The sequence below is a fragment of the Amycolatopsis sp. NPDC049691 genome (genome assembly GCF_040675005.1).
Classification (GTDB): Bacteria; Actinomycetota; Actinomycetes; order Mycobacteriales; family Pseudonocardiaceae; genus Amycolatopsis.
Genome location: NZ_JBFANX010000016.1, coordinates 156,809 through 169,160 on the forward strand (window position 1 = coordinate 156,809; position 12,352 = coordinate 169,160).

The 12,352-nt window shown below is 71.4% G+C and carries 10 protein-coding genes; 2 read left to right on the forward strand and 8 right to left on the reverse strand.

The annotated features are described in order from the left end of the window. Positions 1-9: 9 nt before the first annotated feature. Entirely contained in the window at positions 10-462 is a 453-nt protein-coding gene (locus AB0J40_RS31935) for a hypothetical protein (protein WP_364460304.1), read from the reverse strand. Between the two features lie 164 nt (positions 463-626). Next, on the reverse strand, positions 627-2,027 hold the full coding sequence (locus AB0J40_RS31940; protein WP_364460307.1) for an NAD(P)H-quinone dehydrogenase: 1,401 nt from the start codon (positions 2,025-2,027) through the stop codon (positions 627-629). A gap of 127 nt (positions 2,028-2,154) precedes the next feature. Here AB0J40_RS31940 and AB0J40_RS31945 point away from each other — a divergent pair, with 127 nt between their 5' ends. Then, entirely contained in the window at positions 2,155-2,607 is a 453-nt protein-coding gene (locus tag AB0J40_RS31945) for a gamma-glutamylcyclotransferase (protein ID WP_364460310.1), read from the forward strand. A 297-nt stretch (positions 2,608-2,904) separates the two neighbouring features. Here the strand turns inward: AB0J40_RS31945 and AB0J40_RS31950 are convergent, their stop codons facing one another. The 5 genes from AB0J40_RS31950 to AB0J40_RS31970 form a co-directional block, all read right to left on the reverse strand. Then, positions 2,905-4,206, reverse strand: a complete 1,302-nt coding sequence (locus AB0J40_RS31950; protein WP_364460313.1) for an amidohydrolase — start codon at positions 4,204-4,206, stop codon at positions 2,905-2,907. A gap of 197 nt (positions 4,207-4,403) precedes the next feature. After that, positions 4,404-4,706, reverse strand: coding sequence for a hypothetical protein (locus AB0J40_RS31955; protein ID WP_364460316.1), 303 nt, complete (start codon positions 4,704-4,706; stop codon positions 4,404-4,406). A gap of 49 nt (positions 4,707-4,755) precedes the next feature. Continuing rightward, entirely contained in the window at positions 4,756-5,751 is a 996-nt protein-coding gene (meaB, locus tag AB0J40_RS31960; protein WP_364460319.1) for a methylmalonyl Co-A mutase-associated GTPase MeaB, read from the reverse strand. A gap of 3 nt (positions 5,752-5,754) precedes the next feature. After that, positions 5,755-7,923: a methylmalonyl-CoA mutase gene (gene scpA, locus AB0J40_RS31965; protein WP_364460322.1), complete on the reverse strand. Its 2,169-nt coding sequence runs from the start codon at positions 7,921-7,923 to the stop codon at positions 5,755-5,757. Continuing rightward, entirely contained in the window at positions 7,920-9,770 is a 1,851-nt protein-coding gene (locus tag AB0J40_RS31970; RefSeq protein WP_364460325.1) for a methylmalonyl-CoA mutase family protein, read from the reverse strand. The genes scpA and AB0J40_RS31970 overlap by 4 nt, the downstream gene beginning before the upstream one ends. Before the next feature lie 123 nt (positions 9,771-9,893). Between AB0J40_RS31970 and AB0J40_RS31975 the strand changes: the two genes are divergently transcribed. After that, positions 9,894-11,639, forward strand: a complete 1,746-nt coding sequence (locus AB0J40_RS31975; protein WP_364460521.1) for a serine/threonine-protein kinase — start codon at positions 9,894-9,896, stop codon at positions 11,637-11,639. On the opposite strand, the gene AB0J40_RS31980 is transcribed toward AB0J40_RS31975, so the two are convergent. Then, the gene (locus AB0J40_RS31980; protein ID WP_364460524.1) at positions 11,636-12,268 is read right to left on the reverse strand and encodes a MerR family transcriptional regulator; all 633 of its coding nucleotides are present in this window, start codon (positions 12,266-12,268) and stop codon (positions 11,636-11,638) included. The genes AB0J40_RS31975 and AB0J40_RS31980 overlap by 4 nt on opposite strands. Positions 12,269-12,352 lie beyond the last annotated feature (84 nt).

The following is a 12,352-nucleotide window of genomic DNA, read 5'->3' on the forward strand; positions in this document are numbered from 1 at the left end:
AGAGAAGAATCAGCCTGCCATGCTGCCGTCGCCGGCTTTCGCGGCACCGGCGGGCACCTTCGAAACCTGCGGCGCGGGCACGGTGAACTGCGTGCGGTACGTCTGGCCGCCGCAGGTGACGGTCAGCGGGTACGTCCCGGCCGCGGTGCCCGGCTTGAGGACGGCGTCCGCGCTGATGTTCGCGTCGGTGCCCATGAACGGCCCCGGCGTGTAGTTGGAGAACGTCAGCGCCGGCGAGGAGAACGCGGGGGAAGCGCCGTCACACTTCGCGAGCGCGACGTTCGGGGCGTCCCGGACGTACTTGTCCACGAGCGTCTGGTTGATCGCGGTGTTGACGTTGAGCTGGACGCTGCCCTTGGCCGGAGCGGGCGCGGGACCGGTGCTCTGCTGCGCCGACGCCGGACCCGCCAGCGTCGTCGCCCCGATCACCGCTGCCACAACGAAAACCACCGTCTTGCGCACCTTCGCACCCTTCGCGTCTTTCAGCCGTACACCCGACAAGACGCGACGGGGCGCGACGGGTTGCCTACTGATCTAGTGAAGCTTGTTCAGCCGTCGTCCGCCGCATGGCTACGAGCTGACCGCCGGTCTGCGTGCGGGGCGCGGCGGACTAACCAGAACAAGCTTCAGTCGAGATCGTCGTGGCGCATCAGCTGGCGGCCGGCCTCGGTGATCGAGCCCGACAGCGACGGGTACACCGAAAATGTCAGTGCCAGGTGGTCCACTGTGAGCTGGTTCTGGACGGCGAGCGCGATGGGAAGGATGAGCTCGCTCGCCGTCGGCGCCACGACGACTCCACCGACGACCACGCCGGTGGCGGGGCGGCAGAACAGCTTCACGAAGCCTCGGCGGAGGCCCTCCATCTTCGCGCGCGCGTTGGTGGCCAGGGGCAGCATGATGGTGCGCGCGGGCACCTCGCCGGAGTCGATCGCCTGCTGGCTGATGCCGACGGTGGCGATCTCCGGGTGGGTGAACACGTTGGCGGCGACGGTCTTGAGCTTGATCGGCGCGACGCCCTCGCCCAGCGCGTGCCACATCGCGATGCGGCCCTGCATGCTCGCCACCGAGGCCAGCATGAGCACGCCGGTGCAGTCGCCGGCGGCGTAGATCCCGGGAACGGAGGTGCGCGAAACGCGGTCGACGGTGATGAACCCGCCGGGGCCGGGCGCGATGCCGACCTTGTCGAGGCCGATGTCCTTGGTGTTCGGGACCGACCCCACGGTCATCAGCGCGTGGCTGGCTTCGATCACGCGGCCGTCGGCGAGGAAGATCTCGACGCCCTTTTCGGTGCGCTCGACGCGGTCGGCGCGCGCCTGCTTCGCGACGGTCGTGCCGCGCTGCGAGAAGACCTCCTCGAGCACCGCGGCGGCGTCGGCGTCCTCGTGCGGGAGGACGCGGTCGCGGCTGGACACGACGGTGACCTTGACGCCCATTTCGGTGTACGCGGACGCGAACTCGGCGCCGGTGACGCCCGAGCCGATCACGGCGAGGTGCTCGGGCAGCTCCTGCAGCTCGTAGAGCTGGCGCCAGTCGAGGATGCGCTCGCCGTCGGGCACCGCGCCCGGCAGGACGCGCGGGGTGGCCCCGGTGGCGATCAGGACGACGTCGGCGGGCAGCTTCTCGGTGCCCTCGGACGTCGTGACGGCGACCTTGTGCGTCGCGAGGCCGGGCTCTTCGTCGCAGAAGCGGGCTTCGCCGGCGATGACGCGGACACCTTCGCGCTGGACGCGGGCGCGGATGTCGGCGGACTGGGCGAGCGCGAGGCCCTTCACCCGGCCGTGCACGGTCGGGAGGTCGACGCTGGTGTCGGCCAGGTCGGTGTTGATGCCGAGCTCGCCGAGGTCGTGCATCTTGGCCAGCGCGCCGGAGCTGGCGATGAACGTCTTCGAGGGGACGCAGTCGTAGAGGACGCACGCGCCGCCGAGGCCGTCCCGCTCGACGATCGTGACGTCGGCTCCGTGCTGAGCCGCGACCAGTGCGGCTTCGTAGCCGGCCGGGCCCCCGCCCATGATCACGATCCTGGTCACCTGGGTCCTCCTCAAGGCTGTCCGTGCGGTGCTCTCACCGTACGCGGCGAAGGTGGCCGGACACTGAAGTGGGCGAACACGGCGAGTGCGTCCACTCGGGTGAGCGAGGTATCGCTACGCTGTCGGCGTGCCGTTGTATGCCGCGTACGGATCGAACATGGAGCCCGCCCAGATGCTGGAGCGCGCGCCGCACTCTCCGATGGCCGGCACCGGCTGGCTGGAGGGGTGGCGCCTGACCTTCGGCGGCGAGGACCTCGGCTGGGAAGGTGCCCTGGCGACGATCGTCGAGGACCCGGGCTCCCGGGTCTTCGTCGTGTTGTACGACGTGACGCCGCTGGACGAGGCCGGGCTGGACCGCTGGGAAGGCGGCGAGCTCGGGATCCACTCGAAGATCCGGCTGCGGGTGCAGACGATGGACGGCTCGGCGCTCGCCTGGCTGTACGTCCTGGACGCCTACGAGGGCGGCCTGCCGTCGGCCCGCTACCTCGGGGTGCTGGCCGACGCCGCGGAGGCCGCCGGGGCGCCCGCCGACTACGTCGACGACCTGCGGACCCGCCCCTGTTCGGGCATCACCGGCTGACTACACACCCTGTGGACAACTCGGCGGCCTGAGCGCTACCACGGCCCCCTGCCGCCCGGCACCGAGCCCCCCGCGAGCACGCACGCCCTTGCCGCCACGCCGGTTTTCCCCCGCCGGCACGCGAGCGTGATTCACGTTGCGGGACAAGGAAAACAGCAGGTAGACCGGGCTCTCGGCGCCAGGCCGCCGTCCAGTCTGCCGCCATGATCGCGGACGCGCAAAACGGCCCTCCCCCGATCAGGGGAAGGGCCGGTTCACGGCCTGTGGACAACTGGGGAAAGCTGTGGACAACCTCGCTCAGGCGAGGGAGGTCAAAGCGGTGTGGACCAGGGTCCGGACCCCGCACAGCAGGGCTCGCTCGTCGAGGACGAAGGTCGGGCGGTGGATGTCGGACTGCGGGTCCGGCTCGCCGGGCCAAACACCCAATCGGGCGAACGCGCCCTGGACGTGCTCCAGGTACCAGCCGAAGTCCTCGCCGCCGGAAGACTGCTCCGTCGGCGCCACCGCGCCCTCGCCCAGCGCCGCTTCCGCGCCCGCGCGCATCAGGGCCGTCGAGTCCGGATCGGACACCACCGGCGGCACGCCGCGGCGGTAGTCGAGCGAGAAGCCGACGCCCGTGGGCGCCAGCAGGGACTGCACCGACGACGCCACCAGCGGCTCCAGCGCCGTCCAGACCTCGTGGTCGGCGGTCCGCAGGGTGCCGCGCAGGACGCCGTCCTGCGGGACCGCGTTGGCCGCCTGGCCCGCGTGGACCGCGCCCCAGACCAGGACCGTGCCCGAGCGTGGGTCGACCCGCCGCGAGAGCAGCGCCGGCAGCCCGGTGATCACCGTGCCCAGCGCGTGGACCAGGTCGGCGGTCAGGTGCGGCCGGGAGGTGTGCCCGCCCGGCGAGGTCAGGCGCAGCTCGATCAGGTCCGCCGCCGACGTCAGGGCGCCGACGCGCATGCCGATCTTGCCGACCTCGAGCCGCGGGTCGACGTGCAGGCCGTAGATCCGCTCGACGCCGTCCAGTGCGCCCGCCGCGATCATGTCCAGCGCGCCGCCGGGCATGACCTCCTCGGCGTGCTGGAAGACCAGCCGGACGCGGCCGGGCAGCTCCGGCGCGCCGGCCAGCGCGCGGGCCGCGCCCAGCAGGATCGCCGTGTGGGCGTCGTGGCCGCACATGTGGGCCGCGCCCTCGACAGTCGAGGCGTAGGGCAGCCCGGTCGCCTCGGTCAGCGGCAGCGCGTCCATGTCCGCGCGCAGCGCCACGCACCGCTCGCCGCTGCCGATGTCGCAGACGACGCCGGTGCCGCCGGGCAGCACCCACGGCTTGAGCCCGACCGAGCGCAGCAGCGTGACGACCAGTTCGGTGGTCGCGAACTCGTGCCGCGACAGCTCCGGGTGGGCGTGGATGTGCCGTCGCCAGGCCAGCACGTCGGTCGCGTTGGCGTGCAGCCAGTCGTCGAGCCAGAACGGGCCGCGGCCCGCACCAAGGTCCTCCACGGGAGCCATGCTTACGCCGGCTTCGGAAATGAGCGCTCCGGACCCCTCCATGGGGTTGATGATGCGCCCATGGGGGTCGCCTGGAACGTCCGGTCGTGAGTCCAACACCGTCACGCCGCACCTCCTCCCGCAACACGGGTAACCCGGGCGGCGGCTGGGGTCACGCAACGTGCCGATCGATCTGTCGTACGCATTTGCAGACGATCGTGCACCATGCAGGCGGCAACGCGCGCCTCGAAAACGGCCGTCCTAGATGGCCGGTACCGGATCTGCGTTGAACGGTGTGCAGCACTTCGGCACACCCGAACGCGTCAGGAGCTCTTGGCCTTCTTCGAACGGATCCGCCGTCCCCAGATGACGATGCCGAGCAAAGCGACCGCGACGACGCCGGCGATCAGCTTGTTCTTCGTCTTCTCGCTGTTCGCCTTGTCGGTCTGGGCCGGGTCGAGGACCGGGCCCGGCGGCTGGGTCTGCACGAGGACCGGCGCGGCGGCCGCGTGCGCCACCGTCACCGCGACGGCGGCCGGACGCACCGGTTCGGCGGACGCCGGCGACGCGGTGAACAGCACCGCGCCGAGCACCCCGACCAGGACCAGACCCCGCAGTTTCGCCATGTCATCCCTCCGCCGCCACCAGGCATTGTGCCCGCGGATCGCCGGCGCGTCAGCCACCGGCGGGTGGATTGAACGCGTCGAGGATCCGCTGAGCACCGAGGGTAGCCGTCAGTTCACCGTCCCGCACCGCCCGTTCGACGTCGGGAACGACCGTTCGCACGTCCGGATGCGCCGCCAGGCGACTCAGCAGCTGTTCGCGGACCATCGCCCACGTCCAGTCGACCTGCTGCTGCCGGCGGCGCGCGGCCAGTTCGCCGGACGCCGTGAGCGCGTCCCGGTGCTGTTCGATCGCGGCCCAGACCTCGTCGAGGCGCAGGTTGTGCAGGCCGCTGCAGGTGAGCACCGGCGGGGTCCAGGACGCCTCGGGGCCGTAGATCATCCGCAGCGCGCCCGAAAGCTCGCGGGCGGCGCGCTTGGCGTCCCGTTCGTGGTCGCCGTCGGCCTTGTTGACGGCGATGACGTCGGCGAGCTCGAGCACGCCCTTCTTGATGCCCTGGAGCTGGTCGCCCGTGCGCGCCAGCGTCAGGAACAGGAAGCAGTCGACCATGTTCGCGACGGTCACTTCGGACTGTCCCACCCCGACGGTCTCGACCAGCACGACGTCGTAGCCGGCGGCCTCCATCAGCACGATCGTCTCGCGGGTCGCCCGCGCGACGCCGCCGAGCGTCCCGGACGTCGGCGACGGCCGGATGAACGCCCGTTCGTCGACCGCCAGGCGCGCCATCCGGGTCTTGTCGCCGAGGATCGAGCCGCCGGTGCGCGTCGACGACGGGTCGACCGCGAGCACGGCGACGCGGTGGCCGGCCGCGGTCAGGTCGGTGCCCAGCTGGTCGATGAACGTCGACTTGCCGACACCGGGCACGCCGGTGATCCCGACGCGCTGGGCGCCGCCCGCCGACGGCAGCAGCTCGACCAGCAGCTCCTGGGCCAGCGCCCGGTGGTCCGCCCGCTGCGACTCGACCAGCGTGATCGCCTTCGACAGCGTCCCGCGGTCGCCCGCCAGCACGCCCTTGGCGTAGGCGGTGACGTCGATCTTGCGCGGCAAGGGTCAGGACTCCTGCGCCGTCAGCTGGCCGAGCAGGTCGATGGCGGCGTCCGCGAGCACCGTGCCCGGCCCGAAGATCGCGGCCGCGCCGGCCTCGCGCAGCGCCGGGTAGTCCTGCGGCGGGATGACCCCGCCGACGACGACCATGATGTCCTCGCGGCCCAGTTCGGCGAGCTCGTGGCGCAGCGCGGGCACCAGCGAGAGGTGCCCGGCGGCCAGCGACGAGACGCCGACGACGTGCACGTCCGCCTCGATCGCCTGCCGCGCGACCTCGGCCGGGGTGGAGAACAGCGGGCCGACGTCGACGTCGAAGCCGAGGTCGGCGAAGCCGGTGGCGATCACCTTCTGGCCGCGGTCGTGGCCGTCCTGGCCCATCTTCGCGACGAGGATCCGGGGGCGGCGGCCCTCCTCCTCGGCGAACTTCTCGACCAGCTCACGGGCCTTCTCGACGTTCTGCGACTTACCCACCTCTTCGCGGTAGACGCCGGAAATCGTCCGGATCTGCCCGGAGTGCCTGCCCCAGATCTTCTCCAGCGCGTCCGAGATCTCGCCGACCGTGGCCTTCGCGCGGGCGGCGTCGATCGCCAGCTCCAGGAGGTTGCCGCCGTTGCCGGCGCCTTCGGTGAGCCGCCGCAGGGCGTCCTCGGTCGCCCGGCCGTCCCGTTCTTCACGCAGCCGCCGCAGCTTCTCCAGCTGCTGGGCGCGGACGCCGGCGTTGTCGACCTTGAGCACTTCGATGTCGATGTCGTCGGTGACCTGGTACTTGTTCACGCCGATGACGGGCTGACGGCCGGAGTCGATGCGGGCCTGGGTGCGCGCGGCGGCCTCTTCGATGCGCAGCTTGGGGATGCCCGCGTCGATCGCCTTGGCCATGCCGCCTGCCTGCTCGACCTCGGTGATGTGGCCCCACGCCTTGCGCGCGAGGTCGTAGGTCAGCTTCTCGACGAACGCGCTGCCGCCCCACGGGTCGATCACGCGCGTGGTGCCGGATTCCTGCTGCAGCAGCAGCTGCGTGTTGCGGGCGATGCGCGCGGAGAAGTCCGTCGGCAGGGCCAGAGCCTCGTCGAGGGCGTTGGTGTGCAGCGACTGCGTGTGCCCCTGGGTGGCGGCCATCGCCTCGACGCACGTGCGGACGACGTTGTTGTAGACGTCCTGCGCGGTCAGCGACCAGCCCGAGGTCTGGGAGTGCGTGCGCAGCGACAACGACTTCGGCGACTTGGGGTCGAAGCCCTTGACCAGCTTCGCCCACAGCAGGCGCGCCGCGCGCAGCTTCGCGACCTCCATGAAGAAGTTCATGCCGATGGCCCAGAAGAACGACAGCCGCGGCGCGAACTTGTCGACGCCGAGCCCGGCGTCGACGCCCGAGCGGATGTACTCGACGCCGTCGGCGAGCGTGTAGGCCAGCTCGAGGTCGGCGGTCGCGCCGGCTTCCTGCATGTGGTAGCCGGAGATGGAGATCGAGTTGTACTTCGGCATGTGCTGCGAAGTGAAGGAGAAGATGTCGGAGATGATCCGCATCGACGGCTGCGGCGGGTAGATGTAGGTGTTGCGGACCATGAACTCCTTGAGGATGTCGTTCTGGATGGTCCCCGCGAGCTGCTCCGGCTTCACCCCCTGCTCCTCGGCCGCGACCACGTACAGCGCGAGCACTGGCAGTACGGCACCGTTCATCGTCATCGACACCGACATCTTGTCGAGCGGGATGCCGTCGAAGAGCTGGCGCATGTCGTAGATGGAGTCGATGGCGACGCCGGCCATGCCGACGTCGCCGGAGACGCGCGGGTGGTCGGAGTCGTAGCCGCGGTGGGTGGCCAGGTCGAAGGCGACCGAAAGCCCTTTCTGGCCGGCGGCGAGGTTGCGCCGGTAGAAGGCGTTGGACTCCTCGGCGGTGGAGAACCCGGCGTACTGGCGGATGGTCCAGGGCTGGTTGACGTACATCGTCGGGTACGGGCCGCGCAGGAACGGCGCGATGCCGGGGTACGTGGCCAGGAAGTCCACATCGGACAGGTCGGCGGCCGTGTAGACCGGCTTGACGCCGATGCCTTCCGGCGTCTCCCAGGCGAGGGCGTCGGGGCCCTTGCCGGTGGCCTCCTGGACGGCCTTGGCCCAGGCGTCGCGGTCGCCCGGCGACGGCGTGCCGAGGTCGAGGCCGGCGAAGTTCGGGATGCTCATCGGGAAACTCCCAGCAGGGCGTGGAGGCTGGTCAGGACATCGAGCGCGTCGCACCCGGCGAACACGTACCGCGTGATGTCACCGTAGGCATCGTTCGGCTTACCGGCGAGGAAGACCGCCTTCGCGCCGATCTTGTGCAGGGTCTCGGCCCAGTTCGCGGCCTCGTCGGCGTACGCGGCATCGGTGCCGCAGATGCAGGCGACCCCCGACCCGGCATCGACGAATTCGCAGGCGTAGTCGCCGTCCGGGCCGATGTTGACCACCTCGATGCCGCCGGCCTGGAACAGGTTGGTCGCGAACTGCACCCGGGCGGTGTGCTGGGCGACCGTGCCCAGCGGCACGAGGAAGACGTGCGGCCGCTTGCCGTGCTCGGCGAGGTACGCGTCCGAAGCGTCGCGAAGCGCCTCGAAGCCTTCGGCGTACCGGTGCCGCGGCAGCCCACCGTCCACAGGGGACTCGACAGGTGGGCGGACCACCGGTTTCTCGGTCAGGTTCGGGAACTCGCTGACGCCGGTGAGCGGGTCGCGCCGGGTGGCGATCCGCTTGGACCGCTTCTCCCACGTCTCGGCGAGGCGCCCGGCCAGTGCGCCGGAAGCGAGTTCGTCGACGAGGCCACCCGCACCTTCGATGGCGGTGAACTCGGCCCAGGCCGCGTGCGCGAGGTCGTCGGTGAGCTTCTCGACGTACCAGGAGCCGCCCGCCGGGTCGACCACGCCGGCCAGTTTGGACTCCTCCAGCAGCACCGCGTGGGTGTTGCGGGCGATCCGCGCGGAGAAGGCGTCCGGCCGGCCGATCGCGGCGTCGAACGGCAGCACGGTGACCGCGTCCGCACCGCCGACACCGGCGCCGAAGCAGGCGACGGTCGTGCGCAGCATGTTCACCCACGGGTCGCGCCGGGTCAGCATCGCCGGCGACGTCACGGCGTGCTGGCGCATCGGCGAGGAGAAGCCGCACACCTCGGCGACGCGCGCCCACAGGCGGCGGGCCGCGCGCAGCTTGGCGATGGTGGAGAACTGGTCGGCGGTCGCGGCGATCCGGAACTCCAGCTGCCCGGCCGCGGCCTCGACGTCGAGACCCGCGTCCGTCAGCGAACGCAGGTAGGCGACGCCGGCGGCGACCAGCGCGCCCAGCTCCTGCGCGTCCGACCCGCCCGCCTCGTGGAACGGCAGGCCGTCGGCGACGATCGTGCGCACCTTCGGGTACTTCCCGGCGACACGCGCGGCGAGCGCGGCGGCCGGTCCGAGGTCGGCGGCCGAGCCGGTGCGCGCCGCGAACCCGATCGGGTCGGCGCCCAGCACCGCGGTGGCCTCGCTCGCCGGGATCTCGCGCTCGGCGAACAGCTCGAACAGCGCTTCGGCCGCGGCTTCGAATTCGGCACCCGCGTCCAGCACGACCGGCGCCAGGTCGAGGTAGACCTCGTTGAGCGCGTCGGCCAGCGACGCCGGCGCGACGGTCAGCCAGATCGACGTCACGCCGCCTTCGAGGTCGGCGAGGATCGCCTTGTTGACTTCGCGGGCGTCCTCGCCGGTGAACCGGGCCCGGACGTCCCAGCCGGTGCTGACCTGGCCGTCCGGCCGCGCGCCGCGCACGTAGGGCGGCAGCCCGGGGAAGCCGGCGTCGCCCGGCACGTCCTCGGCCGTGTACAGCGGCTGGATCTCGATCCCGTCGTAGGTCCGCGTGACGAGCTTGCTCTCCGGGGCACCCGTGAAGTCCTCCGGCAGCTTGCCGCTCTTGCGCAGGACACCGGCGACGAGCTCCTGCCACTGCTCGCGCGTCGCCTGCGGGAACTCGGCCGCCAGGTCGAGTTCGGAGATCGGCGCTGACTCCGGACCGGCCACTTCAGTCATACCCAGTGATGGTAGAGGCACGGGCCGCGTCCGACCTGTGACTCTAGTCGCGCCCCTATGCGGTCAGGGGTGATTCGGGTACGACACAATCAGGGGGTGCCCCCCTCCAGCGAAGAGACACGAGTGGTCGCCGGTCGCTACCGGCTGCGTTCGGTGCTCGGCTCCGGGTCGATGGGCACCGTCTGGTCCGCCTACGACGAGTTCCTGCACCGGCAGGTGGCCGTCAAGGAGATGAAGGTGCCGCCGGGCATCCCGGCGTCCCAGGCGGACGAGCTGCGCGAGCGGACGCTGCGCGAGGCGCGCGCGATCGCCGTCCTCTCCCACCCGAACGTGATCATCCTGCACGACGTCGCCCGCGAGGACGACCAGCCGTTCGTGGTGATGGAGCTGCTGCCCTCGCGCAGCCTCGCGCACATCCTGCGCGACCACGGGCCGCTGACCGTCGAGCAGGCCGCCGCGGTCGGCATCGCCGTCGCCTCCGCGCTGGAGGCCGCGCACGCCGCCGGCATCACCCACCGCGACGTCAAGCCGGGCAACGTCCTGGTCGCCAGCGACGGCCGGATCAAGCTGACCGACTTCGGCATCGCCCGCAACGTCTCCGAGGCGACCATGACCCGCACCGGGATCATGCTCGGCTCCCCCGCCTACATCGCGCCCGAAGTCGCCTCCGGCGGCGCGGTCGTGCCGGCCGCCGACCTCTGGGGCCTCGGCGCGACGCTGTTCGCCGCGGTCGAGGGCGCGCCGCCGTACGACGCCGACGGCGATCCACTGGAGACCGTCGGCAAGGTCGTCAACGGCAAGGTGCCCAAGCCGAAGGCCGGCCCGCTCGCCGACGTGATCACGGCGTTGATGAAGAAGGAGCCGGGCGACCGGATCACCCTGCGGGAGGTCCGCCACCGGCTCTACCCGCTGCAGACCAAGACCCCGCTCGACCTGTTCGGGCCCGAGCTGTTCCGCACCCCGGACGGGAAGAAGACGTCCGCGCAGCCGGACGCGACGGACACGCAGGTGATCAAGACCGTCCTGCCCGAGAAGGCGGAGAAGAAGTCCGAAGAGTCGAGCAGCGAGCTCGCCACGGACCCCGGTCCGCTGCCGTTCCTGCGGCCGCCCACGCCGCCGGCGGCCCCTTCGCCGTCGCCGTCGCGTCCGCCGTCGCCGGACCCGGCCACGCTGTTCGTCGCGCCGCCGCGGGCCGGGCGGCGCACCGCGCGGGCGACGGCCGTGCTCATCGCCGTGGCGATCCTGCTCTTCCTGCTGGCCGCAGGCGGCGGGTTCGCGCTGGCCAGGACGGTCGGCGGCCAGTCGCTGCTGCCGCCGGCCGCCGAGCCGGCGGCCACGTCGAACGGGCCGACGCAGGTGCCGCCGCCGACCCTGGTCCACCAGACCGGCAACGGCAGCTACCTCACCAACGACGGCGGCCAGTACGCCCTCGACGTGCCGGAGGGCTGGCAGAAGTTCGTCGCGCCGCACAACACGAAGTTCGGGCTGAGCCTGGTCGTCCAGTACGTCTCGCCGGACGGGCGCCGGTCGCTGCGCCTGGAGCGGCTGGCGAAGTACTTCGACCAGTCCGAGAACTACGACGACTACATCGGCTGGCTGCGGCAGTCCTACCAGGGCAACTCGTTCGAACTCTTCCCGCCGTCGAATTCGCCGGACGGCAAGGGCGTGACGCTGACCTACCGCCTGGCCGAGGGCGGCACGCTGCCCCAGCAGGACGGCAGCGGGGGCACCCGCGTGACTTTCATGAAGCTGATCCAGGCGGGAACGAGCCTGTGGCTGCTGTCGGTGACGGTCCCGGCCGAGCAGGAGAGCGCGGGCCAGCAGGACGTCTTCGAACCCGTCGCGAAGACGTTGCAGGTCACCGACTAGGGCGCCTGGTCCAGTACCCCGCGGGACACGAACTCCTGCGCGATGTGACGCAGGCCGGTGAAGATGCGGTCGCCCAGGACCGTCGCCACCAGGCCGGCCTCGATGATCCTGTCGAACGACGTCAGGCCCGTCACGACTTCGACGTCCAGCTCCGCGACGCGCATCGCCAGCGCGAAGTACTCGTCGAGGCGGTCGGCGAGCTTCTCGTGCCCCAGCTCCTTCGCCGTGGCCAGCGCGGCGATCAGGTTGCCGATCGTGTGGTCCTCCGCCCCGTGCCACTTCCAGCCGTGGCGCTCGGCGAGGTCGCGCAGGAGGCCGGTCGCCCACTCCCCGGCCTCCTCCGACACCGTCGGCGGGGTGCCGGCCAGCTCCTGCTGGACGACTCCCATCGTCTGGTGCGGGGTCGCGTCGCCGTCGATCGCGGCCAGGACGGCTCCCACCGACGCCAGCGGCAGCCCGCCGACCTCGGTGAGCGCCTTGACCAGCCGGAGCCGCTGGACGTGGGCCGCGGAGTAGCGGGCCTGGTTGGGGCTCGTCCGCTCGCCCGGCGGTAGCAGGCCTTCGCGCAGGTAGTACTTGACGGTCGCGACCGGCACCCCCGACTCGGCGCTCAGTTCGGCCATCCGCATGCGCATCCGCTCCGATCCCGGGGTTCGTCTCCGGGTCAACCCTGAAGACTTCTCAGTATGGATAGCTTAGCTTCCCATAACGGA